We start from the raw sequence: 26,742 nt of genomic DNA on the forward strand, positions 1-26,742 counted from the left end.
TATGAATAAAACACTAAGAAAGATAGCATATCAATTACATCTATGGCTCGGACTAACGTCCGGGCTTATAGTTGTCATAATGGCCGTGACAGGATGTATTCTCGCTTTTGAAAAAGAATTGAAACATGCCATACACCCTGAAAAATATTTTGTCAAAACCGTAAAAAAGGAAAAACTGCAGTTTTCCGAACTCAAGCTGAAAGCAGAGCAGGCGCTTCCGGACAGTTTAAAGGTAAGCAGGGTAGAAATATCCTCAGATCCATCCAGAAGCTATGCATTCCGGTCCCTGAAAATGGATAAGGAGGCTTTGACGTATTGGGGTTCTTACATTCATTATTACAGAGTGTATGTGGATCCTTACACCGGAAAAGTTCTTGAGGTTGAAAATGCCAAAAATGATTTTTTTGAGATCGTGATGGATCTTCACCGCAGGCTTTTGCTGGGTGAAAAAATTGGGAAGACCATTACCGGATATTCTACGCTGATATTAGCAATTATGTTATTTTCAGGATTGGTGATCTGGTTTCCACGCAAAATGAACAAGAATGCCCTGAAAGGGATGTTCTTCATTAAAACATCTGCCAAATGGAAAAGGGTCAATTATGATATGCACAATGTCCTGGGGTTTTATGCAGTCATTCCTTTATGCCTCATTTCATATGCAGCATTGATATGGAATTTTGAAGATGTAGATCAGTGGGTCAAAAAAACACTGAATGGAAAAGCAAAAACTGAGCAGAAGGCAAAAAGTACTATTCCTTCCGAAGAGTCTTCAGATTCAAAAAATATTCTGAATCTTGTAGGCGACAGAGTAGAAAAGAGCCTTGCTGACAAAGAATCAGCGCTCATCAGCTTTCCGAAAACAGAAGAAGGGACTTATTATGCTGAGGTAAATTTCGGGAATAAGCAATACCAGAATGAGCAGTTTAATTTTGATCAGTATTCAGGAAAAATACTAAAATATCAATCCTACAAAGACAAAAATATCGGTTACGGAACCGCTTTAAGGGAAAGAAATTATGACCTTCATACGGGAAGCATCTTTGGAATGACAGGTCGGATTCTATATCTCTTTGCTGGTATCATTGCAGCTTCACTTCCTATCACGGGTTTCATTATTTATGTTAACAGAAAAAAGAAGAAGCCAAAGAAAAAGAAAGTGAAGATAGCAGCTCACCCAAATTAAAAAAACAAAAATTTAGATAAGTGTAACGCAACTGTTACACTTTTTTTATTTTAAGTATACTGTTGAGAATCATCTGCTTAATCCGTTTAATCTGCAGAGATGTTCTATAACAATCTTTTTGCGTTATCAGAAAGAATTTCAATACTTTTTTCCATTTCCTCGAAATTCAGATTTCCAAAACCCAATCTCATGGCGGTAAGATCTTTGGTCTGATAAAGCAATGTTTTTGGAATAAACAGATTGTTCCGGGCGCAGTTCCGGCTGAGCTGCATCAAATTGACGGGCACCTTCCATTCCAGCCAGAAAGCAAGACCGCCTGAAGGTTTCTGAAACTGTATAAATTCATCTAAGTTTTCTGTAAGAAGTTCGGCGAAATAGTTGCGCCTTTCCTGATAAACCTTTAAAGATTTTTTCAGGTATCGGTGTATTTCTCCTTCCTCAATCATTTCTCCTAAAGCTCTTTCCATCAGGATATCGCCCTGCCGGTCTATAATTCCAAGATATTTCCTCATTTCCGACATCAGATTTTCAGGGGCTACAATAAAGCCGGTCCTGAATCCCGGTGCCAGCGATTTTCCAAAAGACCCGATGTAAATTACCATTCCTTTTGTATCAGCACTGGCCAAAGGAAGAATCGGACTTTTATCATAGTGAAATTCATAATCGTAGTCATCCTCAAGAATGATAAATCCATATTCATGAGCAAGGTCCAGCAGCTCAAGTCTGCGCTGCGCACTAAGAGCAACCGTAGTAGGATAGTGGTGGTGCGGGGTAAGATAAAGCATCCGGATCTGTCTTTTTTTACAGGCTTCTCTCACATGTTCCACAATAATTCCTTCTTCATCTATGGGGAGTGATACAATGTGAACTCCTGATTTCTGGAAGATCATATTCACGGAAAAATAACTTAAAGCTCCAACCAATACAGTATCTCCTGCAGAAAGTAAAATTTCAGAAACAATATAGATACTCATTTCTGTACTTCGGGTGATAAGAAGATTATTTTTGGAAATAGGCAATCCCCGGGACAGATTAAGATAATGCGACAGATGTTCTTTAAAAAATTCACTTCCGTCGTGATTGTAGTGTCCCAGCATTTTCTGGTTGGATTTCCGTTTAAGAATAGAACTGTAAAACCTTGAATGCTGCCCGATCTGAGTCAGTCTGATATCCGGAACCCCGTCATTAAATACATATTCACAGTCTGAATGCTCAAAAGGATTGTCTAAAATATTAGAGGTTTTAAATGAGAAACCTGTAGCTTCAGGGTAGTTCTGAAGGCTGTTTTTTTCAAAGTCTTTAACCCTCACGGGTTTTTCCTGATTTTCACCAATGATGAAAGTTCCTTTGTTAGGAAGGCTTTCTACCCATCCCTGCGCAGATAATTCATCATAAACGGCGACAGCTGTGTTCCGGTGTATATCCAGAATGTCACTGAATGCTCTGGTGCCGGGAAGCTTTGTTCCGTAAGGGAGAAAACCTCTTTGAATGGCATTGATCAACTGATTGGCGATCTGCATAAAGATGGAAGTTTCTGAATTTCTGTCAATTTCTATAAAACTTTCGTAAGGAATTTTAACCGGACTATCCATAATATTAAAACTGGCACCTTTTAATGGTCCGGCAATATACTAATTTTGACTCAGAATAAAATAAGAAGTCTTGGGATACGAGGTTTGAGTTTACAGTTTAGGGGCTAAATTTTTAGTGTTAACTCGAAAACTCACATCCCATATCTGGCCATCAACCCTGAAATAAAAACAAAAAATATATGGAATTTCATCAACTGCTTGAAAAAATTGTACAGGATGGCGTCACCCATGCCAAATGGCTGAATACGCTTTCATTCATGGAAAATGCAGGGGCACGAAAAATTTCTAAGTGCGAGCATCCCGTTTCAGTGACTTTGATCCAGCTTAAACACGCTGCTGAAGAACACCGTCACGCCTACTATTTAAAAAAACAGATCGGAAAAATAGATCCTGAATTATGCAAAAACTATGAGCCTAATGAACTTTTGGCTCCCGTAGCCACCAGACAGTATCTTCATTCTTTAGATATCAAAGCCTGCAGGTATCTGCAAAATGTATTTAAGCTGAATCATGAAGAACTGAAATATGCGGCCTATCTTTTTGTAACCTATGCAATAGAAGTGCGTGCAGATGAATTGTACCCCGTTTATCAGGATATTCTGACCAGAGAGTCTTCAAAAATTATGGTCAAATCTATTATTCTGGAAGAAGAGGGGCATCTTGAAGAAATGATCAATCAGCTGGATGAGTTTTCTGCAGACTGGAAACAGCATGCAGACCATGTTCTGACCATAGAAAAAGAACTGCATGATCAATGGATTGCGGCTATAGCAGAAGAAGTATCTCAGTTGGATTATGCTTAAAAAATTTCAGGAAACTCTTGACAAAAGAAAAGAATCCGGAATATTAAGGACTCTAAAACCACAGGCTGCAGGTATTGATTTTTACTCCAATGATTATCTTGGTTTGGCAGGAAATAAAGAAATTCAGGGACAATTGCTTCAGCAAGTTCAGGAAAATCCAAAGCTTCTCTCAGGGAGTTCCGGCTCAAGACTGATCAGCGGAAACAGTAATACTGTAAACGAAACGGAACACTATATCGCTGAACAGCATCAATATCCGGCCGCTCTGCTTTTCTCTTCTGGCTATAATGCAAATCTGGCTTTATTTTCGGCTCTGCCGGACCGCCATGATACAATTATCGTTGATGAACAGATTCACCGTTCCGTTCATGATGCATGCCGGATGTCGTATGCTAAAAAATTAAAATTCAGACATAATGATCTGGAGGATTTGGAAAGTATACTGAAAAAGCAAACAGGACCCTGTTATATCGCGATAGAAAGCCTGTATTCGATGGATGGAGATCTAGCTCCCTTGCAGGAAACTGCAGTTTTGGCGAAAAAATATAATGCTGCGCTGATTGTAGATGAAGCTCATGCTTTAGGGGTTTTCGGATATGGTTTAATCGAAAAGTTTCAGTTGCAAAACGATGTTTTTGCCGTCGTCATGACCTATGGGAAAGCTTTAGGAGCTCATGGTGCAGCGATCCTGTGTGGTGAGACGATAAAATCCTATTTGGTAAATTTTGCATCTCCATTTATTTATACAACTGCAGCACAGGATTTTTTATGGATGGCTGTTAAAACAGGCTATGAATTTTTAAAACAAAGGCCGGAACTGTCAGAAAAGCTTCATCAGAATATTGAAATTTTCAGAACTCAAAATATTAAAAGTACATCTTCAGAGTTAAGTCCCATACAGGCTGTACTGGTTCCGGACAACCAACCGTTAAAAAATCTTCAGAAAACTTTATCTGATAAAGGTTTTTTAACGTACGCAGTTTACAGTCCTACAGTAAAAACAGGGACTGAAAGACTCAGAATATGCCTTCACAGTTTTAATACGAAACAGGAAATTATTGAACTCACAGAAACTATTAAAACATGTATTTAATCAAAAAAAACACCTGCCTGTCAAACCCCAATCACCCAACGAACCCGCACCTCAAAAACCGGTAACCCTCATGAACAAACTATTCATCACCGGCATAGGTACCGAAATCGGAAAAACGGTATGCTCGGCTATTTTAACCCAATATTTTAAAGCAGATTACTGGAAACCCGTACAGTCGGGGGATCTTGATGATACAGACAGTCATAAAATAGAATCCTGGACAGAAAATACAATTTGCCTTCCGGAAACGCACCGTCTTCAGCTGGCTGCGTCACCACATCAGTCAGCAAAGGAAGAAAATATTACCATCAGCCTTGATGATTTTCAACTTCCTGAAACGGATAACAATCTGATCGTAGAAGGGGCTGGAGGGCTTATGGTTCCTCTTTCGGATGACATTTTCATGATCGATCTGATAGAAAAATTTGATCTTCCGGTAGCCTTAGTTGTCAGAAATTACCTGGGATGCATTAACCACACCTTACTTTCCATCATGGCTTTAAAACAGAGAAAACTTAAACTTGAATATCTGATTTTCAACGGGGCTTTTCCCCCTGATACTGAAAGGGTGATTTCAAGCTTTATTAAAAAAGAAACCAGGATCATCCACATTCCTGAAATAGATCAGCCCACAAAAGCCAGCATTAAAGCTGCTGCAGAACAATTAACAAAAACAAATTTATGATAATGGACAAAAAAACAACCGTAAGAAACAACTGGACCAAAGAAGAAATAGAAGAAATTTATCATCAGCCACTTCTGGAACTTATTTATAAAGCATCAACGGTACACCGTGAATGGCATGATCCGTCTGAAGTACAGATTTCTACATTATTATCCATTAAAACAGGAGGTTGTCCCGAGGACTGTTCTTACTGTGGTCAGGCAGCCCGTTACCACACCAATATTAAAGTACAGGCATTACTTCCAACGGAAACGGTAATTGCCCATGCTCAAAAAGCAAAAGACAGCGGATCATCCCGTTTCTGTATGGCTGCAGCATGGCGTGAAGTCCGCAACAACCGTGATTTCGACAGGGTAATCGATATGGTAAAAGGAGTGAATGAACTAGGGCTTGAAGTATGCTGTACTTTGGGAATGCTCACGGAAGAACAGGCCATCCGCCTTCAGGAAGCAGGTTTGTATGCGTACAACCACAATCTGGATACTTCTGAGCAGTATTATGAAGAAATTATTTCGACCAGAACTTTCGACAACAGAATCAACACCATCAATAACGTCAGAAATGCTGGAATAACAGTATGTTCAGGAGGAATTATCGGGCTTGGAGAAACGCACAGGGATAGGATTTCAATGCTTTTAACGTTAGCAACGATGCCGAAACATCCGGAGTCTGTACCAATCAATGCGTTAGCAAGGGTAGCAGGAACTCCACTTGAAGATAACGAAAAGGTAGACAGCTGGGAAATGGTCAGAATGATTGCAACCGCAAGAATTGTTATGCCTTCTTCAATGGTGAGATTAAGTGCCGGACGTATAGAAATGAATGAAACAGAACAGGCATGGTGTTTTATGGCCGGAGCCAATTCTATTTTTACAGGAGAAAGAGAAACTCTTTTGGTTACCCCTAATCCAGGCGTTTCTGAAGATATGCAGATGCTGGAAAAACTGGGGCTGAAGCCGATGAAGATGAAAGAAAGTACGTGCTGCTAGTTGAGGATTCTGGGTATGAACTTGATTGTTAATGGTTGCGGTGTATGGCAATAAGCAGAGATGTTTCCATATTCCAACCTCCAGCATTTAGATTCTAACCTCTAATTTCTAACTTCTAAAAATAAAATTATGAACAATTTAAAAGAAAGAGATAAAGCCGTCAACTGGCATCCTTATACGCAGATGAAAACGGCCAGAGATGCCGTGCCTATTGTAAAAGGAAAAGGCGTTTATCTATATGATGATGACGGAAAAAAATATATTGATGCTGTTTCATCATGGTGGGTGACTTTACACGGTCATGCCCATCCCTATATTGCAGAATGTGTTTTTCAGCAGCTGAATACATTGGAACAGGTTATTTTTGCGGGCTTTACCCATGAGCCGGCTGTACGGTTATCAGAGAATCTTTTAAAACTGCTTCCGGAGAATCAGAAAAAAGTGTTTTATACCGATAATGGTTCGACGGCAGTTGAAGCAGCACTGAAAATGTGTATCCAGTATGCCTACAATACAGGGAAAGAAAAAACGAAAATTTTAGCTTTTAAAAATGCATATCATGGTGATACGTTCGGAGCCATGTCCGTGAGTGGCAGAAGTGTCTGGACAAAACCATTCGGAAGCATGCTGTTTGAAGTGGTTTTTATAGATACCCCTAATGCAGAAAATATCGAAAGTTTAAAATTACAGGTTGGAGACTTGGCAGAAGAGACGGCATGTTTTATTTATGAACCTTTGGTACAGGGTGCTGCAGGAATGCTGATGTATGAAGCTGAATACCTTGATGAACTGATGAAATTCTGCAGAAGCAGAGAGATTCTGATGATCCAGGACGAAGTATTTACAGGTTTCGGAAGAACCGGGAAACTTTTTGCCGCCAATCATCTTACGGAAATACCGGACATTATGTGCTTTTCAAAAGGACTGACAGGCGGAACGATGCCTATGGGAATAACAACGTGCTCAGAGCAAATCTTTAATGCATTTTTATCTGATGACAAGTATAAAACGCTGTTTCACGGACATTCCTTTACTGCAAATCCTTTAGCCTGTACTGCTGCATTGGCGAGCATGGAACTTTTACTAAAAGAAGAAACATTAGCCGCAATTAAACGAATCAGCAGGGAGCATTCGGAGTTTGCGGGTATTCTTTCAAAGCATCCGGATGTAGAAAATGTACGTCAGACCGGAACCATTCTGGCTTTTGAGTACAAAACAGATCAGAATACTTCTTATTTCAATCATATTGGGAAGGTACTTTATGATGAATTTCTGCAACGCGGGATCATTATGCGGCCTCTCGGAAATGTGATGTATCTGGTCCCGCCATACTGCATTACTACAGAAGAACTGAATTTTATTTATCAGAATATTCTGGAAGTGCTGGAAACTTTTGAGAGTCAAAGATCATTCCCCATTCATGCAGCTGATCGGACATAGGTTCTGATGTCCGGGCTTTATCGGCAAGCTTATCATAGACATAAGGAGGGAAATTATAGACTTCAATCTGTTGAATGATATGATTTTCCTCCATCTGTTTCAGCTGCTCAGAAAGAACTTTCTTTGAAACCCTCTGCTTTTTTATATAATTTAGCCAGTCAAAAAAAATAAAAATGACTCTTGAAACAGAAAGACTGATCCTCAGAGATCTCACGATGGATGATAAAGAAGCTATTTTCGGATACCGTTCAGATGCTGAAACCAATCAGTTTCAAAGCTGGATCCCTACGGAAATTGAGGAAGTGGAAGCATTTATTCTCAGAAATTCCAAAAAGGAATTTAATCAGCCTGAAACATGGTATCAGCTTTTGATTACAGATAAAAATACCAGGGATATTATCGGTGATGCAGGCGTTCATTTTATCGGCAGTGACCATCAGCAGGTGGAGTTTGGAATTACCCTGAGTAAAGAAAACCATCATAAAGGGTATGCTTCTGAAACGCTTAAAGGATTGATCAACCTCATGTTTAAAGACCTGAAAAAACACAGAATCACCACATCAGTCGATCCCGGCAATATCAGTTCACAGCAACTGATGGAGCGGATCGGTTTCAGAAAAGAAGGGCATTTTGTTAAAAGTTTATATCTCAATGGAGTATGGGTTGATGATGTTATTTATGCTTTGCTGGCCGAAGAATGGATGGAATAATAAAATCTAGCTAAGGATCCCGAAACCACCTTCATCAAATGCTTTGTGGCTCATTTTTTGGATGAACCTCCTAAATTAATTTCTATGCTTACCCTATTTCTCTTGGAACTTAACTGGAAAGAATTATTGATGGGACATGAAGAATGGTCTTTTCTTTTAGAGATCATACTCCGGACTGCCATAATGTTTTTGGCTATCATTGTTGGACTAAGGGTTTTAGGCAAAAGAGGAGTCAAGCAGTTGTCTATTTTTGAGCTGGTCGTTATTATAGGCTTGGGTTCTGCAGCGGGAGATCCTATGTTCAACAAAGATGTAGGAATTGTCTCTTCAATCCTGGTCTTTATCGTTATTATTCTTTTGTACACCATTATCACAATTTTTATCGCCAAGAGCAAAAGTTTTGAAAAGCTGGTGGAAGGTACTTCGGCCTGCCTGATCCGCGATGGGGAATTTGCTATTGATAATTTTAAAAAGGAAAACCTTGGAAGCGATGAGTTCTTTGCTGAGCTCAGATTAAAAGGAGTTTCCCAGTTGGGACAGATCGAAACAGCCATTGTAGAGAGTTCCGGAGAGATCAGTATATTTTTTCATGAGGATCAAGCAGTGAAATACGGACTTCCGATTATGCCTGATTCATTGGAATATCCCTTGAAAATCACCACTAAAGAAGGTCATTATTCATGTACATTCTGTGGACATACAGAATTTAAAACGGCAGGAAATGCCGGAAACTGCGCTAAGTGCCAAAAAGATGAATGGGTGGAAGCCAGCGACAAAAGACGAGTGACTTAATCTAATAAATGATCAGCAATCCGTAATGATTGATGGTGTCAGCAATTAACAGTTATCCTTATCTCACCTTAATCCAAAATCTCATATCTGAAATCTATTGTCTTTATTCTTGGTTCTTGGCTCTTGCTTCTTGACTCTCGGTTCTCGGTTCTTGACTCTTGATTGCAGACTCAGTGTCATTCTAATCTTCCACCAATTTATTCCTCGCTGCCTTCATTCCAAAATAGAACATGACAATGACCGCAAAGCTTAAAAAGTAAAAAGAACTCTTCCACGAAATATCCCAGTCATGCAGTTTTCCGAAGACCGGAGGTCCGAATGCAGCAATCAGATAGCCCACAGACTGCGCCATTCCGGATATTTTCACCGCATTGGCACTGTTCTTTGTTCTTGTCGAAAAAAACAGAATAGACAGACTAAATGACAATCCGTTTGAAAGTCCGATAATAACAGCATTTACATAGATAAACTGTGACTGCAGCCATACAAACATCATCGTACTGGCGAACATTAAAGAACAGATAAAAACAATCAGAATTCTCTGGTTTTTCATTTTACCGGCGATGATCGGTGCACAGAATGTAACAGGAATCATAGTGATCTGAATTACAAACAAAACCCATCCCGTACTTTCTCCCTCCATATGATAATCTGTGAGGAACGATGGGAGCCAGGCCATCATACAGTAATAAAACAGAGACTGCAGACCCATGAAAACACTGATGTTCCATGCCTGTGCAGATTTGAACATATTAAAATCAGAAACAGTCAATGCAGCTTTTGTCTGATCAGGATTTTTCTTATTGAATATAAGTTCGAGAATAAGAACAAAAAGTCCAAGTCCGGCAATTACCAGCCATATTCCCAGTGAACCACGCCATCCGAATCCCGTCCATTCGCCAATTTTCACGCTGAAACCTGAAGCCAGCGCAGCGGTAAGATTCATAGAAACTGCAAAAATCCCTGTCATGAGGCCGATCTGCTTTGGGAAATTACTTTTAATATAACCAGGTGTTACAACATTTCCGATACAAATTCCAAGTCCTATGAAAACCGATCCTGCAAAAAGCATCCAGAGGGATCCTGTAATCCGCAGGAAAAGCCCAAAACTTAAGATAATCAGTGAATACATCAGGAATCGGCTGATACTGAACCGATGTGAAAATCTACTGACCAGAACAGAACAGGTCGCAAACATAAACAAAGGAATAGAGGTAAGCAGGCTGACCTGGAAACTGTCCAGTTTCAGGGCTTCCCGAATATCTGTAAGCACCGGGGAAACAGAAATAATCGGAGATCTCAGATTACTGGACACAAGGATAACTACCAGTACATTGATCAGCATCAGAACGTAAGAAGCATTCTTTCGTGTTTCATTCTTCATACCATAAAAATTTACTGCAAAATTAATTCAGTTGTTTTGTTTAATTTTGCCAAAGTTTTAACTTGAAACGACATGAATCCGCACGATACCATAGCTGTAGACGAACTGGATCAACCTTACTTTGTATGGTTTGAAGAAAACTGGCGGCATGATGACATCCTTCACTCCCATGAAAAAGGGCAGCTGGTTTATGTAGAAAGCGGATTTCAGTATATTACCGTTGATGGGAATATCTATCTTCTTCCGCAGAACCATGCGGCATGGATTCCTCCAGGCTCTATCCACAAAACCAATACACATTCCGAGAAAATTAAATTGATGATTATGTTTGCCGATGTAGAACCGAGCAGTATTTTTCATCATGAGATCAATGTTTTCTCAGTACCTCCTGTTTTAAAGGAAATGATAAAATATTCGGAAAGATGGTCAAAAAACAGGTCAAAAGATCCTGATGCCATGCTGTTTTTAAAGGCGCTTTTCAATGAGCTTCCCCATTTTGTGGAACACTCTCTGAAACTCCATATCCGACTTCCTGAAGACAGGAGACTGGCTAAACCTATCGAATATCTGCACAACCACTATCAAAAAGATCTGAGAATAGAAGATCTGAGTGAAATCTCTTTACTTTCCTTACGAAGCCTTGAACGTATTTTTAAAAAAGAAACCGGAATGACTCTGAATAAATACCAGCAGATCCTGAGAATTATTAAAAGTCTCGAGTTGCTCAGTTCGGGCGATCTTACCATTTCAGAAACAGCTTATGAAGTAGGGTATAAGAGTGTACAGGCCTTTACAAGAAGTTTCCAGACCGTCATGAAATCCAGGCCAACAGATTTTATAAAGACCACGCAGTAATCTGCAAACATAAAATCGTCGGACTCAGCAATGTTGATTTTGAATTTTGACAGGACGTAATGTTTTAAGTAGGTTAATATCATAAAATTGTCACCTTAAAGAGAGATATGCCTGGTTAGAAAACACCAAATTGATCGTACCGAATTTAGACTTATGGTACAGGTTGAACCCTTGTTTATTTCCAGATATGCACCAAATAAACGATTACGCCTGCATATAATGAAAAAGGTCCCCTAAAGGAGGAGACCTTAAAAAAACACAAATGATGAAAAAAAATTATTTCGATTCACAAATATAGGTAAAATTTACATTATGCAAAACACCATATATGCATAAATTTTAAAAAATTATTAATTCCAGTTAAAAATAAGGAGTACTGTCAATGTTCTCTTTCTTTTAGTTTTTTACAATTTCTTATGACTGCATAGATCACGATTCCGAAAATGATCCAGTCTATAATCGCGCTTGCAGTATATATGCCGCTCACTCCATAAAACACAGGTACAATAAGAAGTGCTGGGATATAAAATATGACCTGTCTTAAAATACTTATTACTGTGGCTGGTTTTGCATAATCTACTGATGGAAACCATACCATAGCCATGAAAACAAAAGGAAGTGCCGGTAAAATGCTCATATAAATTCTGAAATCAGTCAGCTGGATGATGGTAAAGTCCATATGCGGAATCATGACCGATAATACACCGGAAGGACAGAACATCACAAACAGCCAGAACGGCAGCAGAATCATTAATCCTACCAGAGAAAAAATCTTATATGCATTGATGCTTCTACTGTATTTTCCTGCTCCATAATTCATTCCCGAAACGGGCTGAAGGGCCCTCATCAACCCCCATAGTGGCGTATTCAAAAGAATGTAAAACCTGTTCACAGCGGTGAAAAATGTAATATCCGAATCTTTTCCATACCTCGTCAGTACATTGAAAACAACAATATTCTGTATAACAATCATAATCATCATAATAAATCCGGGCATTCCGAGCGAAAGCGCTTCTTTGATAATAGCATTGTCTTTTTTCAGCGACCAGAATTTAGTTTTAAAAGATGCTTTTCCTGATGAATAATACCAGATTCCAAGAGCTGTATAAATGATCATTGAAAGATTGGTAGCCCATGCAGCTCCAGCAACACCCCATCCAAAAGTATCAATGAAAACAGGTTTTAAAGCTACATCCACGACGAGACCAACAGCAATCATCCAGGCTGCTGTTTTCATACGGCCTTCTGCGCGGATCATCATATTCAGGGCCAGCCCGTGTATCCAGAAAAAACTTCCCAGAATAGTTGCCCGGAAATATTCGGTGCCCAGCGACAGGATTTCACCTCTTCCTCCCATCATATAGACCAGTTCTTTTGCGAAAAGATAGCACGGGATAGTGATCAGTATAGAAAAAAGTAAAGTAAGATAATTGGCCGTTCCCAGTGAGCGGGCCAGTTTATCCTTGTCACCCGCTCCGATCCAGATACTTACCGCAGAACCGATTCCCGTACCGATCAGTGTACCGAATCCCTGGGCAAACTGGGCCAGAGGATAAGCAATGCCTACTGCTGCAAGAGCTGTTGTGCTGATCAGATGGCCGACGAAGATGCCATCCAGAAAATTATTCATTCCATACAATACCATCGCAATAACGGCAGGCCACGAAAGCTGCCACATTACCCGATACATATTTCCGTTTAAAATAAGTTGTTTCTGTTTTTCCATTATATAAGTATATCTTCTATTTTTAAGTCTGAGTTAATGAATGCTACCGTTTGAAGCCCTTTACTTTCATCTACCAGATTCAAAGGAGTTCGGTCCTCCAGAAGCGCATCAAGAAGCACTGTATCAAGCTCTTTTTTCCCAACTGTGACCTTACTGATCTTACGGATACCATTGGGATGTATAATCTTGTCAGGTCTAGGATTGATAGAATATGCAGACATTAAAAAAGGAAAATCCGTGTCACCGGGAACAGCAAGCTGCCATGACATTTTTCTTCCATAAACATCTTTTCGGGTACTTTTGAATGCTTTACAGTCAATATCCAGATATTCCAAAAGCAACTGATAATATTGGAGGTCTTTTTTTACCGTTTCCAGGGACCAGTCACACCAGCCTGAGTTCTCATTCCACCGGTTTATCCGGTTCAGAACAGGGGTATATCCGAATATTTTCATCACCCATCTGAATAGCATAGGAATTTCTGGAGTTCTGAAAATTTCGATGAAAACACCTTCCTCAAACCATATAAAGGCATTGTAGGCTTTTAAAGGTGCGGATCCGTATTCAACCTTAAATCCGGCATCTGTAAGTTGCTGTACAGCAAGATGGAGATTTTCGGTACGGAATAAAACATGGCTTAACTGCATCATTTACATCTTATAATTAAGAATGATTCTAAATAATCATTAACTTTGTGCAAATATAAATCCCAGGCTCACTCTTTCAGGTCTGTATCGCGGAATAAAAAGTCCGTCAAAAGGAGAAAAATAGAAAAGCTATGGCACTTAAACTGTATGGAGATGATGCTGCAAATCCGCTGATGGAAAGGGATCATCCGCTTACCGGTACATCACAGTACCCTGATATCAGAGAATTTGAAACACATCTTGATCTGCCTTCCGGTACCGGAAGTTATCATGAAATCTATTTTGGAGATATACATATCGGATATGGAACAGCCAGCCTTGCAGATAAAGTCTTATTGAATTTTGAAACGGATCACGAAACGGTAGAAATGCATTTTGCCTTAAAGGGAAGAAGCAGTGCAGCATCCGGAAATTTTTCCAAAAACATAGATTTTTCAGACTGCCAGAACAATATCATATATGCGTCCGGAATGGAAGGAACGATGGAATGGGAGAGCCGGAATTTTGAACTTTTTGAGATTAATCTTTCGCCGGATTTTTTTAAAAGATTTCTTCCTGATGATTCTCTTTTATTTGAAACATTCAGAAACAGTATGGAAAAAGGTATCGGCTGTCAGCTGGGTCCTTCCCATCATAAGATCAGTGCCAGAATGTATCAGATCATTAATGAAATCATCAGCTGTGATCGGAAAGGAATGTTCAAAAGAATGCTGATCGAGGCAAAGACCATCGAGCTGCTGCTTCTTCAGTTTGAACAGGCTGCTGATCAGTCGCAGACCAAAAGCGCATTGAAAAGAGCAGAAATAGACAAAATCCAGGCTGTAAAAGATTTTATCACAGCAAACAGCCAATCAGATCATTCACTGATCGAGCTGGCACATTATGCCGGGACTAATGAATTTACTCTTAAAAAAGGCTTTAAAGAACTTTTTGGAACTACCGTTTTCGGATTCTGGAATGACCTGAAAATGGAAGAGGCCCGAAAAATGATCCTTGAAAAAGAAATGAACATCAGTGAAGTTGCGGATGCGGTGGGTTATAAAAATTCACGCCATTTTTCTACAGCTTTTAAAAGGAAATTCGGGATTATACCAAGCCAGCTGAAAAAATTCTGATCAGTAGAATATTTTTCCGTTTTGTATGCGGACCGTTTTTTCCTTTTCCATTTTCTTAACGACCCTGATCACCGTTTCTACACATAACCCTGTAAGAGAAGCCAGATGCTGTCGGGTAAAGGGAAACTGGTAAGAGTATTTGCCGGTATATTGATTATAGGACTTCATGCAGTCCATGACCCGTTTTACCTTTGTACCCGGATCCGGTGCTGAGATATTATTCAGCATCACATGTCTGTAATACATTCTTTCTGCGGTGTAGCTGTACAGCTTTGAAAGAAGATCAGGCGAACTGCTGATGAGCTCCAGAAACCTTGCTTTCTCCAGTCTTACGATTTCACAGCCAGTCATAGCCTCAGCATTGACAGGGTACGCTTTATCAATAAATAAGGAACTCTCTGCAATACAGTGGCCGTCAAAAGGGACACTTTGAATAATTTCCCGTCCATCTTCGTGATAGTTATTGATTTTAACGGTTCCTTTTCTGATCTGAAAATAATATTTGGGCATTTCACCTTCTTTAAAGATAAAATCATTGGCTGGATAAAGGATCAATTCTGCTCCTGAATCAAATAAAAGTTCTTCATCGATTATCATAGGCATTTATAAAACTGTTCTGGTTGGTTGGCAACCCCAAAATTTATCTTTTTAAATGAATTTTACTTCTGCAAACCTCAATTTGTCATTCAAAAATATATATTAATTCATAAAAACGAGATATAATAATTAAATTTTAACAAATTCATAACAAAACCACGACAACATGATTCCAGTCATAAAATACCTCATTCTTTCTTTCTACATTTGAATTTAGGCATTTCAAACTCCATATATCTCAATACATTACGTTTTAACATCGGCCTCTCAATTGAGAGGTTTTTCTGTTTTTGGAAACTTTGAATATAATAAAAATTTTGATGTCAACGTATAAAATGCCGGGTATAAAAATGAAACTTTTCTCTTCATTGATTGTTTCATGGTGTTGACAATATTTCCTGTTGTGATTCGGCTCATAAACAAATCCTTTCAGTTTTCATACCTTAGTACAAATTCAATATCATGAAACCAAAACAGGTCAAAGGAGTTCCACAGCAGCAATCTGGTGGATTTCACGATACAGAAAGCCAGAAAATGGTTGAACCCGCCGTTCTTTTGCAAAAGTTTGAAATGCTGAAAGAAAGATTTTTCTGTGTCAGAAACTGGAAAAGCTATTGCGGAGAAGGTTTTGCTGATTTTAAACTTTATGATGCGGAAGGGATTGAAACGCAAAGAATTCCACAGAAAGGAGATTTTATGAGAATAGACATTCCCGGTCCGGGAGAAATAGAATCAAAAGGCTATGACTGGGTAGAAGTGACTGACATTTGTTTTACAGAAGATAACAACTCAGAAAGCATCATCATCACCTGTACACCATCCAGAGATCCCAAAAACAAAAAAAAACGTCATATTGCTCATTTTTACAGTGCTAAAGCGACCTCTTCATTTATGATTTCAAGAACACCGACTCATTTGAAGGCTGCCGTTTACGGAAGGAATGAAAGTCCGAATTTCAACGCAAGCTTTACCGATATGGTAAGAAATTTGATGGTCGCTGCCGGAGGAATGATGGGGGTTTCTAAAATTCAGTGGAAAAAGCTTTCAGATGGTTTTCTTGATTTTGAATAAAAAGCTTCTGTTTTACCTTTTTTTGATCTGAGTCAAACTTCCGGAGAAATCATCTGCCTATTTTCGCGGCTTAATTGTACGCTATGGCAGAAATCGAAAAAATGATATGGATATCCATTATTTTAATCATTATTATTTCCGTTAAAGACAAACTCAAACTTGCGCTCCCCATTCTTCTGGTTTTGGCAGGACTTATCTTGAGTTTAACGAGGCTTATCCCATCTATTGAGATGAGCCCCGAAATGATTTTTTATGTGGTGCTGCCTCCGATATTATTTGATGCTGCATGGAATACCTCAATTCCTGACTTCAAAAAAGAACTTCCTAAAATTTCCACGCTCGCTGTCGGACTGGTATTTTTGACCACGACAATCATTGCGCTGATTGTTCACAGTATTATTCCCGAGTTTAGCTGGCCAATGGCATTTGTATTGGGAGCTGTTGTTTCTCCGCCTGATGCCGTAGCCGCAACCAGTATTACCAAAAACCTCCCGCTTCCCCGGAAACTGACCACCATTCTGGAGGGCGAGAGTCTGCTGAATGATGCTTCTGCACTTATTGCTTATAAATGTGCAGTTATAGCCATTGTAAACGGTGCTTTTTCTTTCTGGAATGCTGGTTTTCAATTTATTATAGTAAGCATGGGTGGTCTTGCTGCCGGATCGGTCATTGGATTTGTATTTCTAAAACTTCATAAATATTTTAATGGGAACAGTAGTGCCGAAACATTTGCTGTTGTTTTGCTTCCCTTTGCCACATACAGTCTTGCTGAGCATTTGGGATGTTCAGGAGTGCTTGCTGTAGTAATCCTGGGAATGTTTCTTTCCTGGAATTCCTTTTCCCTGTTCAGTGCCGGAAGTCGGATACAGATGGGCCATTTTTGGGATGTAATTATTTTTGTACTGAATGGATTGATATTCCTTATTTTAGGAATGCAGCTGCCAAAAATTATTTCGGATATCCCTTCGTCGGCAATTCCTGTTTTGGTTCTGTATGGTTTTTTTATAGGGATTATTCTATTCTTTATAAGGCTGTTTGTTCTGGCTGTGTTTCCCATTTTTTCCAGAACCCAACCCGAAAAAGAAAAGAATTTTCTTACCCGGCATAAAAAAGAGTACATCATTTTATCCTGGTCAGGAATGCGGGGCGTTGTTTCTCTGGCAGCAGCGTTGGCTTTACCTTTTCAGGATGATAAAAGATTTATTATAGAACAGCGGAGTACGGTATTATTCATCACTTTTGTGGTCATTATTTTTACCCTGTTCATTCAGGGACTCACTCTTCCAAAGCTGATCAAACTGATCAAGCCTGCCGCAGAGGAAGAACAGAATGAAAAAGAACTCAAGAAATTACTGCTTGAGCAATCTGTTTTATTTCTTAAAGATTTAAAAGCAGATCATAAAATGACACAAAGTATAATCAATACCATGACTCAAAAGCTCGAAAAAGAAAAGCTTATTCAGCAGCATGGAGCACAACCCTATACATATAAGACTTACTGGAAAAAAGGCTATTATGAACTGGAGCTGAAACTGGCAGACCACCAGAGAAAGGAACTGGTTAGAAGCTATCATAAAGGAGACTTCTCTCTTGAGATGATCAGAAAAAAAGAATGGGAACTTGATTTTTGGACCACCACCATTGATCAGGAAATTGAAGCTCTAAACAGTCATATATCAGTAACAAAAGAGTAGGTTTTTACTTTTTTGACTTAAGTCAAAGTTTTTTTTTCGCTGTACCAGGACATTTGCACCGAATATTTTAAACAACATTATGAGTACAACATTAGAAAAAGGACAGACCATCAATTTCTATAAAGCGACCATGCCGATTATTCTTTCCGTATTTACCATATACCTGACAATAGGAATTGCTTTGGGCGCGCTTCCGAAATTTGTCCAGAACAATTTAGGATTCAATAGCCTGATCATAGGGCTTGTGATCGGACTTCAGTCGCTGGCAACACTGGTGACCCGGGCTTACTCCGGAAAGATAACAGATACAAAAGGTGCGAAAAAAAGCAAAATGTCAGGAGTTATACTCTCTATCATCGCCGGAGTGACCTATATTATTGCCGTTTCATGCCAGTCTTCTCCTTTGTTGGCACTGGGTTTCCTGCTGCTTGCGAGAATCATTCATGGGGTAGGCGAAAGCTTCCTTGTTACAGGAGCTTTAACGTGGGGAATCGGGCTGGCAGGCCATCAGAGTTCAGGAAAAGTAATGACCTGGAATGGTATTGCCATGTACGCAGGCATTGCGATCGGAGCACCGTTAAGCATCTGGCTGAGTAAAGGTTTCGGAGAACTTAATGCATTTGTTCTTATTATGATTCTACCAGCGATCAGCTGGATTTCTACAGCAAAACTTCCGGCAGTTCCTGTGGATATAGATCATGTAAGAACTCCTTTCTATAAGGTGATTAAAACAGTAGCGGGACAGGGATTGAGCCTCGCATTTTCTTCTATTGCATTTGGATGTATTGCTTCTTTTGTAGGTCTTTTCTTTATGGAAAAAAATTGGGGTGATGCATCACTGGCTTTCATGACTTTCGGGGCATGTTATGTGCTTACCAGAATTTTCTTCGCTTCTTTTCCTGACAGATTTGGAGGCTTTAGAGTGGCTTTTGTCTCACTGATTATTGAAGCAGCAGGGCAGATGATGATCTGGACTTCAGGATCAAAAGAAATGGCGATCATAGGATGCGGACTGACAGGGATAGGGTTTTCGCTGATTTTCCCGGCATTGGGGGTATTGGCTATCCAGAAAGTAAAACCACAGATGAGAGGAACAGCTTTGGGTGCCTATGTAGCTTTTGTTGATCTTTCATTGGGATTGGCAGGTCCGGCTGCGGGTCTTGCCGCAGGATGGTTTAATTATCAGACGGTTTATCTCTTCGGTGTAATCTGCTGTATCCTCTCTATGATCATCTTAATATTTAACAAAAAATAATGATTTTAAACAATGACAATGAATTCAATGACAGCGAGAAAAATACGTTCTGTATTTACCGTTAAAAATAAGAAAAATATCACACCGCATCTGATTCGGGTGGTATTCAATATTGATGAACATCAGATGGAACTATTAGCGAATGTCCAATCAGGATCCAACAACAAAATTTTTATTCCTGTTCATACGGAAGATCAAAGTCCGGAGTCGGTATTGATCACCAGAACCTATACCAACCGGAAGATTGATCTTGAAAACAGAGAACTGTCGGTAGATTTTGTAGCGCATGGTGACAGCAGCCCGGCATTAGCATGGGCATTAAAGGCAAAACCGGATGACCTGCTTGAAATAGGAATGAAAGAAAGTTCGCGGCCTTTGGTGCCTGAAGCAGATTTTTATCTGCTCATTGGTGATGCAACGGCATTACCTGTTATTTCTGCCATCGCAGAACAGCTGCCTTCTTTTGTAAGAGCCAAAGTATTGCTGGAGGTACATGGAAAAAAGGATGAAACCGTGCTTTGCTCAGCTGCCGATTTATCTGTAGAATGGGTGTATAATCCACATCCCGAACAGGGAAGTCAACTCGCAGATCTTGCCAGAGATTATGAATTTCCGACTGGAATGTTAAAAAAATACATCTATGCCGCAGCTGAATATACCACCATAAAAGAAATTCGCAGCTATTTCAAAACTGAATTGTGCTGGGATCCCCACGGAATACATGCTGTTTCTTACTGGAAATCCGGTCAGTCCGAAGACGAAACATCCAGAGACAGACAGATACAGAGAGATTGAGCATTTATTCCTACATTTGTGACTGATTTTAAATAAATGGAAGAACTCTTAGTTTCATATATTAAAAGCAAAATATCGGTAAATGATGAAGAGATGGATATCATCCTTTCGCATTTCAAACCGATGAAATTAAAAAAGAATGAACTGCTTCTTGCCAACGGACAGTCCAGCCAAAGAACTTTTTTTGTCGTTGAAGGTTGCCTCCGTATCTTCTTTATCAATGAAGAAGGGCAGGATTCTACCCGGTATTTTGCTTTTGAAAATCAGTTTGCAACTGCTCTGGTCAGCTTCATCACCTCAGAACCGTCGGATGAATTTATCCAGGCAGTAGAAGATTCAGAAATCTATTATATCACCCACGCAAGCTTTTATCATCTGCTGGATCAGATTCCGCAGTGGGAAAAATTTTACAGAATCTATCTGGAAGGGGCTTATGTAAACAATACCCGGAGGTTAATGTCTTTTCTCGTTCAGGATGCTCTGGAAAAATACCGCCAGCTACTGGATGAAAGTCCGATTATCGTACGGAGACTCTCCAACAAAATGGTGGCTTCATACCTTAATATTTCCCAGGAAACATTAAGCCGACTGAAATCAAAACTCTGATTCTATCTGATATTTATACCTGTCAGCTGTATTTCTATTTACCCTTAATTTTTAACCTCTAAAGTCTAATATCTAACATCCACTTCGTTCTTTTTGACCCAAATCAATGTTTTCCATCCGGCCAGTCCGCAAATTTGTATTCAATAATTCAAAATATGAACAGCAAGATCAAAACTTCTGATTTTTTTATGGGTATTATTCTTTCAAAAAATAAAATTGCTGAAAACACTTTTCATATCAGGGTTCAGAGCAGGGACTTTTCACAGATTCAATATACTGCAGGATGTATGGCGGAATTTTTCCTTTCTAACCCTTATTATAGTCCCTGCAGTGAAGCCAGGGAATATGCGTTCTGGAATTACGAACCGGTATATCATACGGCTGATTTTGCTGTCAATATAAAAGAGAAGGATAAAGCTGCAGATTGGATCAAAGCAGTTGAGGAAGGTGACACTGTCTTTTTCAGGAACATTTCGGGTCAATTAATGTTAGATGATTCGGGAAGTCATTATTTTCTTATCGGGGATTCTAAAGCATTATCATATCTTTATGAAATCAACAGAGCTCTGGCTGTCAGCAAAAAAGTAGACAGCCTTATCTATACTGAACGGAATGAAGAATTATTCTCGGATCTGGACCATAGCTTTCCATTGACATTTTATCTCATCGATTCTCTGAAACCGGAGAAGATTATTGAAATTGTAAAGCAAAATTTTCCAGAGACCTCTAAAAACACCATTGTCTATATTCTTGGAAATACTGAAATCAGTTCGCTGATCTCTAATTATTTACAGGGTAATTCCTTTTTTGATATCAGAAAAATATATCTGAAAGACTTTTGAAACCTGGAAAATTCTCATAAAATTAATACTGACAAACATTTTTAGAAAAAATTTAAGCCCTATATTTGCATCGCAATGTTAAAATGGCTTTCCATAGTGTGTTCGATGATGTATGTGCTTGCTACCACCAATATGGCGGAAGTACTAAAAGTGCCTCTCTTTGTGGAACATCTGATGGAATATGAAGGTAACTTCGCAGAGTTTGTCATGGAGCACTATGACAATCACAAGGAAGATTCAGATTGGGATACAGACCAGAAACTGCCATTCATCAATCCACCCATTGTTCTCACGGTTAATGCACAGCTTCCTGAACTTATTTTTCACATAGAAAAACCTAAGGAAATTACCATACCTCAGAAAAACAGTACCTATCAGGAAAAAAACTTTCCAAGCCTTTGCCTGTCGAGAATTTTCCAGCCTCCACGACTTTCTTAATTGATTTTAAATTGAAAATTAATGCTTTAGGATTTTTCCTTGAAGCAGTCAATTTCTTGTTACCTATCAATTAATAATTTTTCCATGTTAAATAAAATTATTGAGTTTTCTGTAAAGAATAAACTCATCATTGCCCTTTTTACAATGGGGCTCATCCTTTTTGGGATCTATGAAACCACCAAACTTCCTATTGATGCCCAGCCGGATATTACCAACAACCAGGTTCAGATCATTACAACAGCACCTTCTTATGGAGCGGCAGACATAGAACGTCTTGTTACTTTTCCTATAGAACAGGCTGCGAGCAATATCAGCGGAATCACTGAACTCCGTAGTTTTTCCCGTTTTGGACTTTCACTGGTAACCGTCGTTTTTGATGACAAAACCGATGTCTACTGGGCACGTCAGCAGGTTCAGGAACGTCTTCAGCTTGTTCAGGAAAACATCCCTGAAGGCATAGGGAAGCCCGAACTGGGACCAATTTCGTCCGGACTCGGAGAAATTTTCCAATATGTTGTAAGAGCCAAAAAAGGCTATGAAAATGTCTATGACGAAACTGAACTCAGAACCATTCAGGACTGGGTGATCAGGCGTCAGCTTTTAGGAACAAAAGGAGTAGCAGATGTCAGCAGCTTCGGAGGCAAGCTGAAACAATATGAAATAGCAATTAATCCCAATAAATTACAGGCTTTTAACATCAATATCAATGATGTTTTTGCCGCATTGGAAAAAAACAATCAAAATACCGGTGGTGCTTATATCGAGAAAAAAGAAACTGTTCTTTTTATCCGGAGTGAAGGCCTTTTAGGAAGCACGGAAGATATCGGAAATATTCAGGTAGCAGATACCAAAGACGGAATTCCGGTTCATATCAAAGATGTTGCCTCTGTTAAGATCGGCTTTGCAACGAGATACGGAGCCATGACCTATAATGACACCGGAGAAGTGTCAGGCGCTATCGTTCTGATGTTAAAAGGTGAAAATGCCAACGAGGTGATCGGAAACATCAAGCAAAGGCTTGAAAAGATTCAGGAATCTTTACCGGAAGGCGTTGTGGTAGAACCTTTCCTTGACCGTGCTAAAATGGTAAATAATACAATCAGCACCGTAAAAACCAACCTGATGGAAGGAGCGCTGATCGTTGTTTTTATCCTTGTTTTGTTCTTAGGAAATTTCAGGGCAGGATTACTGGTTGCTTCGGTCATTCCCTTAGCCATGCTGTTTGCTATCATCATGATGAATATTTTTGGTGTGGGTGGAAACCTGATGAGTCTAGGAGCACTTGATTTCGGATTGATTGTAGACGGAGCTGTTATTATCGTAGAAGCCGTTCTGCATCAGCTCGCGCATAAAAAGCATTTCGGGAAAGACAATATGCTCAGTAAAAAGGAAATGGATGAACAGGTATCCAGCTCTGCTTCAAAAATGGTGAACAGTGCCGTTTTTGGACAGATTATTATCCTGATTGTTTATCTTCCGATTTTTACGCTTCAGGGTATTGAAGGGAAAATGTTTAAGCCTATGGCTCAGACTGTTGCTTTTGCTTTAGTGGGAGCTTTTTTACTTTCCCTGACTTATATTCCCATGATGAGCTCGCTTGTTTTAAGCCGCAGGAAAAAAGAAAAAGACAATATTTCAGACCGGGTACTGGCTAAAGCGGAAGCAGGCCATCAGAAACTCCTTATGAAAGCGCTTAAGTTCAGAAAAACAATTCTCCTCGCTGTTTTAATCCTTTTTGCAGGAGCTGTTGTTATCCTTTCAAGAATGGGAGGGGAATTCATTCCATCTCTGGAAGAAGGAGATTTTGCAGTTGAAATGCGTATCCTCCAGGGAAGTAATATCAATGAAACGAAAAAAGTAACCAGCAAGGCTGCCGGGATTCTTCTGAAACAGTTTCCTGAAGTGGAAAAAGTGGTTACCAAAATCGGTAGTGCAGAAATTCCTACAGAGCCTATGCCAATGGATGCAGGAGATATGATCATTGTCTTAAAACCTAAAACAGAGTGGACTTCCGCGACATCATTTCCTGAACTGTCAGCAAAGATGAGCGAAGCCCTCAAGGTGATTCCTGGATTAACCACAGGATTCCAGTTTCCTGTGCAGATGCGCTTCAATGAATTGATGACAGGAGCCAGGCAGGATGTCGTATGTAAAATTTACGGTGAAGATCTGGACAGCCTGGCGCTATATGCCAAAAAGCTGGGTGGAATCATTAATACAGTGAAGGGAGCTCAGGACCTTTATCTCGAACCTGTTGTAGGAGCTCCTCAGGTGGTTATTGGGTACAACCGCGCAGAACTTTCCCGTCATCGTATTTCTGTGGCAGAGATCAACAGGGTGATCAATATGGCTTTCGCGGGGCAGACTGCAGGAGCTTTATATGAAGGGGAAAGGAAGTTTGATATTGTAGTCCGTATGGATAATGAACATAAAAAAGATATCACAAGCATCCAGAATCTCTTGGTTCCTGCAGCTTCAGGAGAACAGATTCCGTTATCTCAGTTAGCGAGGGTAGAATTGAAAAACAGCCCGAATCAGATTCAAAGGGAGGATACCAAAAGAAGAATTGTTGTTGGGTTCAATGTTCGCGGAAGAGATGTACAGAGCATTGTGGAAGAACTTCAGAAGAAGGCTGATAAAGAGCTTAAACTGTCTTCAGGATACACGATCTCTTATGGAGGTGCTTTTGAAAACTTAAATGAAGCCAAAGCCAGACTGGGAATTGCCGTTCCGATCTCATTGGTGATGATCTTTTTACTGTTATTCTTTGCATTCGGTTCTGTAAAACACAGTTTGATCATTTACACTGCGATCCCTTTATCAGCCATAGGCGGTGTCTATTTTATGGCTTTACGAGGAATGCCTTTCAGCATCAGTGCAGGAGTTGGGTTTATTGCGCTGTTTGGGGTTGCTGTACTTAATGGAATTGTTTTGATATCAGAGTTTAACCGATTAAAAAAGAACGGGATAACCAATACCAGCAGAATTGTATTGATGGGAACAAGAATCAGACTGCGCCCGGTTTTAATGACTGCGTTTGTAGCTTCTTTAGGATTTCTTCCGATGGCATTGAGCAGCGGAGCAGGAGCAGAAGTACAGCGTCCACTGGCAACAGTAGTTATCGGAGGATTGATGCTGGCAACGTTACTGACGCTATTTGTCCTTCCTATTCTCTATGTCTTATTTGAACCTATTAATAAAAAGAAAATGAAATTCTCTAAAAAAAATAATTATAAGAAATTGTCTGTCCTCATATTGCTTCTTTCTGTAGGAGGAATCAATGCTCAGGAAAATATTACCTATGCAGAAGCTCTGGAAAAGGCTTACCAGCAAAACGGTACGCTTAAAAATTCAAAACTGATCTCAGATTACCAAGAGAAACTTAAGGGAAGTTATCTCGATATTCCACAGCTGGAAGTAGCAGGAGCTATAGGTCAGATTCAGGGACAGGAAACAGACAATTCTTTTTCTGTATCTCAAAGGTTCAGTTTTCCGACTGTGTATTCAAAAAGAAAGCAGATGCTGGATGCTTCGTGGACGGCAAGTGTGATTAATCAAAACCTTACCAAAGCTCAGCTCACAAAAGAAGTTTCGGAGGTTTTCTACAGAATCTTAACACTTCAGGAAAAGAAAAAAGTACTCGAATATATCAGCCGTCTCTATCAGAATTTTGCAGAAAAAGCCAGTTTAAGATTAAAAAAAGGAGAAGCCAATATTTTAGAGGAATCTACCGGATCCATTCAAAAAGAGCAGGCAGATCTTCAGTTGAATACGCTTGAAAATGATCTGGATATTGCCAAACTGCAGCTCCAGTTACTGCTTCAGTCCGAAACACCTTATCAGCCTGTGGCTGACCAATCCATTATGGATATCAGTCTGCACTTCTCTGAGAAAGCCATCAGTGAGCACCCAGAGCTTCAATATCTGCAACAGCAGATCAAAATAAATGAAGCTGAAGTACAACTCGAAAAAAGCAGACTTCTTCCGGAACTTCTTGTAGGATATACCAACCAAAGCATGAAGAACATTAATAATAACCGTTTCAATTCCGTTCAGGTCGGTGTAGGTATTCCTCTGTTTACCAAAGGACAGAGGGCATTAGCTAAAGCTGCTCAGGCCAAAATTGCTGTTTCTGAAAATGAATACCAGCGTAAAGAAGTTGAACTTAAAAGCAGAATAAAGCAGCAGGTCAGCAATTATATGAATCAAAAGAAGATCATTGAAAACTATGAACAGAAACAGCTTCCGAAATCGGAAACCATTCTGGCTGCTGCACAAAAACAGATGGATGCCGGGGAGATCGATTATATGACCTGGGTTTTATTGGTCAATCAGGCTGTAAAAACCAAAGCAGATTACATTGATCACCTGGAAAAGCTTAACCAGATCGCAGCAGAATTTAATTATTTAATTTCAAAATAACAGCG

At 39.6% G+C, this 26,742-nt stretch carries 24 protein-coding genes; 18 read left to right on the top strand and 6 right to left on the bottom strand.

Translation table 11 applies throughout. The annotated features are described in order from the left end of the window. Position 1 precedes the first annotated feature (1 nt). Positions 2–1,186, top strand: a complete 1,185-nt coding sequence (locus IW16_RS12705; protein WP_034744785.1) for a PepSY-associated TM helix domain-containing protein — start codon at positions 2–4, stop codon at positions 1,184–1,186. 104 nt (positions 1,187–1,290) lie between these two features. Here IW16_RS12705 and IW16_RS12710 read toward each other — a convergent pair whose 3' ends face one another. Continuing rightward, the gene (locus tag IW16_RS12710; RefSeq protein WP_034744787.1) at positions 1,291–2,778 is read right to left on the bottom strand and encodes an aminotransferase-like domain-containing protein; all 1,488 of its coding nucleotides are present in this window, start codon (positions 2,776–2,778) and stop codon (positions 1,291–1,293) included. A gap of 179 nt (positions 2,779–2,957) precedes the next feature. Between IW16_RS12710 and IW16_RS12715 the strand changes: the two genes are divergently transcribed. The 5 genes from IW16_RS12715 to bioA all read left to right on the top strand — a co-directional run bounded on the left by IW16_RS12715 (position 2,958) and on the right by bioA (position 7,788). Next, a complete protein-coding gene (locus IW16_RS12715; protein ID WP_034744791.1) occupies positions 2,958–3,581 on the top strand; it encodes a hypothetical protein in 624 nt (207 codons plus the stop codon). Continuing rightward, positions 3,574–4,674 carry an aminotransferase class I/II-fold pyridoxal phosphate-dependent enzyme gene (locus IW16_RS12720; RefSeq protein WP_034744795.1) on the top strand — a complete coding sequence of 367 codons (1,101 nt, stop codon included), beginning with the start codon at positions 3,574–3,576 and terminating at the stop codon, positions 4,672–4,674. Before IW16_RS12715 ends, IW16_RS12720 begins: the two co-directional genes overlap by 8 nt. Before the next feature lie 70 nt (positions 4,675–4,744). Further along, a complete protein-coding gene (gene bioD / locus IW16_RS12725) occupies positions 4,745–5,359 on the top strand; it encodes a dethiobiotin synthase (RefSeq protein ID WP_034745303.1) in 615 nt (204 codons plus the stop codon). A gap of 2 nt (positions 5,360–5,361) precedes the next feature. Continuing rightward, positions 5,362–6,348: a biotin synthase BioB gene (bioB, locus tag IW16_RS12730; RefSeq protein WP_034744798.1), complete on the top strand. Its 987-nt coding sequence runs from the start codon at positions 5,362–5,364 to the stop codon at positions 6,346–6,348. Positions 6,349–6,477: 129 nt separating this feature from the next. Further along, on the top strand, positions 6,478–7,788 hold the full coding sequence (bioA, locus tag IW16_RS12735; RefSeq protein WP_051890192.1) for an adenosylmethionine--8-amino-7-oxononanoate transaminase: 1,311 nt from the start codon (positions 6,478–6,480) through the stop codon (positions 7,786–7,788). On the opposite strand, the gene IW16_RS27075 is transcribed toward bioA, so the two are convergent. Then, a complete protein-coding gene (locus IW16_RS27075; RefSeq protein ID WP_084694549.1) occupies positions 7,706–7,882 on the bottom strand; it encodes a hypothetical protein in 177 nt (58 codons plus the stop codon). The genes bioA and IW16_RS27075 overlap by 83 nt on opposite strands. A 79-nt stretch (positions 7,883–7,961) precedes the next feature. On the opposite strand from IW16_RS27075, the gene IW16_RS12740 reads away from it, so the two are divergent. Further along, positions 7,962–8,498 carry a GNAT family N-acetyltransferase gene (locus IW16_RS12740; protein WP_034744802.1) on the top strand — a complete coding sequence of 179 codons (537 nt, stop codon included), beginning with the start codon at positions 7,962–7,964 and terminating at the stop codon, positions 8,496–8,498. A gap of 84 nt (positions 8,499–8,582) precedes the next feature. Continuing rightward, the gene (locus tag IW16_RS12745) at positions 8,583–9,290 is read left to right on the top strand and encodes a DUF421 domain-containing protein (protein WP_034744807.1); all 708 of its coding nucleotides are present in this window, start codon (positions 8,583–8,585) and stop codon (positions 9,288–9,290) included. 181 nt (positions 9,291–9,471) lie between these two features. Here the strand turns inward: IW16_RS12745 and IW16_RS12750 are convergent, their stop codons facing one another. Continuing rightward, positions 9,472–10,674: a CynX/NimT family MFS transporter gene (locus tag IW16_RS12750; protein ID WP_034744811.1), complete on the bottom strand. Its 1,203-nt coding sequence runs from the start codon at positions 10,672–10,674 to the stop codon at positions 9,472–9,474. A 72-nt stretch (positions 10,675–10,746) separates the two neighbouring features. Here IW16_RS12750 and IW16_RS12755 point away from each other — a divergent pair, with 72 nt between their 5' ends. Further along, on the top strand, positions 10,747–11,529 hold the full coding sequence (locus tag IW16_RS12755) for a helix-turn-helix domain-containing protein (RefSeq protein ID WP_034744815.1): 783 nt from the start codon (positions 10,747–10,749) through the stop codon (positions 11,527–11,529). 379 nt (positions 11,530–11,908) lie between these two features. Here IW16_RS12755 and IW16_RS12760 read toward each other — a convergent pair whose 3' ends face one another. Together IW16_RS12760 and IW16_RS12765 are read right to left on the bottom strand one after the other, a co-directional pair. Further along, a complete protein-coding gene (locus tag IW16_RS12760; protein ID WP_034744819.1) occupies positions 11,909–13,255 on the bottom strand; it encodes an MATE family efflux transporter in 1,347 nt (448 codons plus the stop codon). Then, positions 13,255–13,905 carry a VOC family protein gene (locus IW16_RS12765; RefSeq protein WP_034744822.1) on the bottom strand — a complete coding sequence of 217 codons (651 nt, stop codon included), beginning with the start codon at positions 13,903–13,905 and terminating at the stop codon, positions 13,255–13,257. The genes IW16_RS12760 and IW16_RS12765 overlap by 1 nt, the downstream gene beginning before the upstream one ends. 128 nt (positions 13,906–14,033) lie before the next feature. Between IW16_RS12765 and IW16_RS12770 the strand changes: the two genes are divergently transcribed. After that, positions 14,034–15,017, top strand: a complete 984-nt coding sequence (locus tag IW16_RS12770; protein WP_034744825.1) for a helix-turn-helix domain-containing protein — start codon at positions 14,034–14,036, stop codon at positions 15,015–15,017. Here IW16_RS12770 and IW16_RS12775 read toward each other — a convergent pair whose 3' ends face one another. Next, on the bottom strand, positions 15,018–15,620 hold the full coding sequence (locus IW16_RS12775) for a Crp/Fnr family transcriptional regulator (RefSeq protein WP_051890194.1): 603 nt from the start codon (positions 15,618–15,620) through the stop codon (positions 15,018–15,020). A 456-nt stretch (positions 15,621–16,076) separates the two neighbouring features. Between IW16_RS12775 and IW16_RS25715 the strand changes: the two genes are divergently transcribed. The 8 genes from IW16_RS25715 (at position 16,077) to IW16_RS12815 (ending at position 26,737) form a co-directional block, all read left to right on the top strand. Continuing rightward, positions 16,077–16,685, top strand: coding sequence for a hypothetical protein (locus IW16_RS25715; RefSeq protein ID WP_051890195.1), 609 nt, complete (start codon positions 16,077–16,079; stop codon positions 16,683–16,685). A gap of 83 nt (positions 16,686–16,768) precedes the next feature. Then, positions 16,769–18,379, top strand: a complete 1,611-nt coding sequence (locus IW16_RS12785) for a Na+/H+ antiporter (protein ID WP_034744827.1) — start codon at positions 16,769–16,771, stop codon at positions 18,377–18,379. Positions 18,380–18,458: 79 nt separating this feature from the next. Then, a complete protein-coding gene (locus IW16_RS12790; RefSeq protein ID WP_034744830.1) occupies positions 18,459–19,634 on the top strand; it encodes an MFS transporter in 1,176 nt (391 codons plus the stop codon). A gap of 18 nt (positions 19,635–19,652) precedes the next feature. Further along, entirely contained in the window at positions 19,653–20,429 is a 777-nt protein-coding gene (locus IW16_RS12795) for a siderophore-interacting protein (protein ID WP_228376937.1), read from the top strand. Between the two features lie 36 nt (positions 20,430–20,465). Continuing rightward, complete coding sequence (locus IW16_RS12800; RefSeq protein ID WP_034744835.1) at positions 20,466–21,035, top strand: Crp/Fnr family transcriptional regulator; 570 nt, start codon at positions 20,466–20,468, stop codon at positions 21,033–21,035. A 155-nt stretch (positions 21,036–21,190) separates the two neighbouring features. Next, on the top strand, positions 21,191–21,877 hold the full coding sequence (locus IW16_RS12805) for a hypothetical protein (protein WP_034744838.1): 687 nt from the start codon (positions 21,191–21,193) through the stop codon (positions 21,875–21,877). Between the two features lie 75 nt (positions 21,878–21,952). Continuing rightward, positions 21,953–22,315 carry a hypothetical protein gene (locus tag IW16_RS12810; protein WP_034744841.1) on the top strand — a complete coding sequence of 121 codons (363 nt, stop codon included), beginning with the start codon at positions 21,953–21,955 and terminating at the stop codon, positions 22,313–22,315. A gap of 84 nt (positions 22,316–22,399) precedes the next feature. Beyond that, positions 22,400–26,737: a CusA/CzcA family heavy metal efflux RND transporter gene (locus tag IW16_RS12815; protein ID WP_034744843.1), complete on the top strand. Its 4,338-nt coding sequence runs from the start codon at positions 22,400–22,402 to the stop codon at positions 26,735–26,737. Positions 26,738–26,742 lie beyond the last annotated feature (5 nt).

Origin of the sequence: Chryseobacterium vrystaatense (assembly GCF_000737765.1) — a bacterium.
In the GTDB taxonomy this organism is placed as follows: Bacteria; Bacteroidota; Bacteroidia; order Flavobacteriales; family Weeksellaceae; genus Chryseobacterium; species Chryseobacterium vrystaatense.

What these genes read in the sequence shown, in the direction of transcription:
- IW16_RS12705 (WP_034744785.1), top strand. Translation starts at nt 2, where the DNA reads ATGAATAAAACACTAAGAAAGATAGCATATCAATTACATCTATGGCTC.
- IW16_RS12710 (WP_034744787.1), bottom strand. Translation starts at nt 2,778, where the DNA reads ATGGATAGTCCGGTTAAAATTCCTTACGAAAGTTTTATAGAAATTGAC.
- IW16_RS12715 (WP_034744791.1), top strand. Translation starts at nt 2,958, where the DNA reads ATGGAATTTCATCAACTGCTTGAAAAAATTGTACAGGATGGCGTCACC.
- IW16_RS12720 (WP_034744795.1), top strand. Translation starts at nt 3,574, where the DNA reads ATGCTTAAAAAATTTCAGGAAACTCTTGACAAAAGAAAAGAATCCGGA.
- bioD (WP_034745303.1), top strand. Translation starts at nt 4,745, where the DNA reads ATGAACAAACTATTCATCACCGGCATAGGTACCGAAATCGGAAAAACG.
- bioB (WP_034744798.1), top strand. Translation starts at nt 5,362, where the DNA reads ATGGACAAAAAAACAACCGTAAGAAACAACTGGACCAAAGAAGAAATA.
- bioA (WP_051890192.1), top strand. Translation starts at nt 6,478, where the DNA reads ATGAACAATTTAAAAGAAAGAGATAAAGCCGTCAACTGGCATCCTTAT.
- IW16_RS27075 (WP_084694549.1), bottom strand. Translation starts at nt 7,882, where the DNA reads ATGGAGGAAAATCATATCATTCAACAGATTGAAGTCTATAATTTCCCT.
- IW16_RS12740 (WP_034744802.1), top strand. Translation starts at nt 7,962, where the DNA reads ATGACTCTTGAAACAGAAAGACTGATCCTCAGAGATCTCACGATGGAT.
- IW16_RS12745 (WP_034744807.1), top strand. Translation starts at nt 8,583, where the DNA reads ATGCTTACCCTATTTCTCTTGGAACTTAACTGGAAAGAATTATTGATG.
- IW16_RS12750 (WP_034744811.1), bottom strand. Translation starts at nt 10,674, where the DNA reads ATGAAGAATGAAACACGAAAGAATGCTTCTTACGTTCTGATGCTGATC.
- IW16_RS12755 (WP_034744815.1), top strand. Translation starts at nt 10,747, where the DNA reads ATGAATCCGCACGATACCATAGCTGTAGACGAACTGGATCAACCTTAC.
- IW16_RS12760 (WP_034744819.1), bottom strand. Translation starts at nt 13,255, where the DNA reads ATGGAAAAACAGAAACAACTTATTTTAAACGGAAATATGTATCGGGTA.
- IW16_RS12765 (WP_034744822.1), bottom strand. Translation starts at nt 13,905, where the DNA reads ATGATGCAGTTAAGCCATGTTTTATTCCGTACCGAAAATCTCCATCTT.
- IW16_RS12770 (WP_034744825.1), top strand. Translation starts at nt 14,034, where the DNA reads ATGGCACTTAAACTGTATGGAGATGATGCTGCAAATCCGCTGATGGAA.
- IW16_RS12775 (WP_051890194.1), bottom strand. Translation starts at nt 15,620, where the DNA reads ATGCCTATGATAATCGATGAAGAACTTTTATTTGATTCAGGAGCAGAA.
- IW16_RS25715 (WP_051890195.1), top strand. Translation starts at nt 16,077, where the DNA reads ATGAAACCAAAACAGGTCAAAGGAGTTCCACAGCAGCAATCTGGTGGA.
- IW16_RS12785 (WP_034744827.1), top strand. Translation starts at nt 16,769, where the DNA reads ATGGCAGAAATCGAAAAAATGATATGGATATCCATTATTTTAATCATT.
- IW16_RS12790 (WP_034744830.1), top strand. Translation starts at nt 18,459, where the DNA reads ATGAGTACAACATTAGAAAAAGGACAGACCATCAATTTCTATAAAGCG.
- IW16_RS12795 (WP_228376937.1), top strand. Translation starts at nt 19,653, where the DNA reads ATGAATTCAATGACAGCGAGAAAAATACGTTCTGTATTTACCGTTAAA.
- IW16_RS12800 (WP_034744835.1), top strand. Translation starts at nt 20,466, where the DNA reads ATGGAAGAACTCTTAGTTTCATATATTAAAAGCAAAATATCGGTAAAT.
- IW16_RS12805 (WP_034744838.1), top strand. Translation starts at nt 21,191, where the DNA reads ATGAACAGCAAGATCAAAACTTCTGATTTTTTTATGGGTATTATTCTT.
- IW16_RS12810 (WP_034744841.1), top strand. Translation starts at nt 21,953, where the DNA reads ATGTTAAAATGGCTTTCCATAGTGTGTTCGATGATGTATGTGCTTGCT.
- IW16_RS12815 (WP_034744843.1), top strand. Translation starts at nt 22,400, where the DNA reads ATGTTAAATAAAATTATTGAGTTTTCTGTAAAGAATAAACTCATCATT.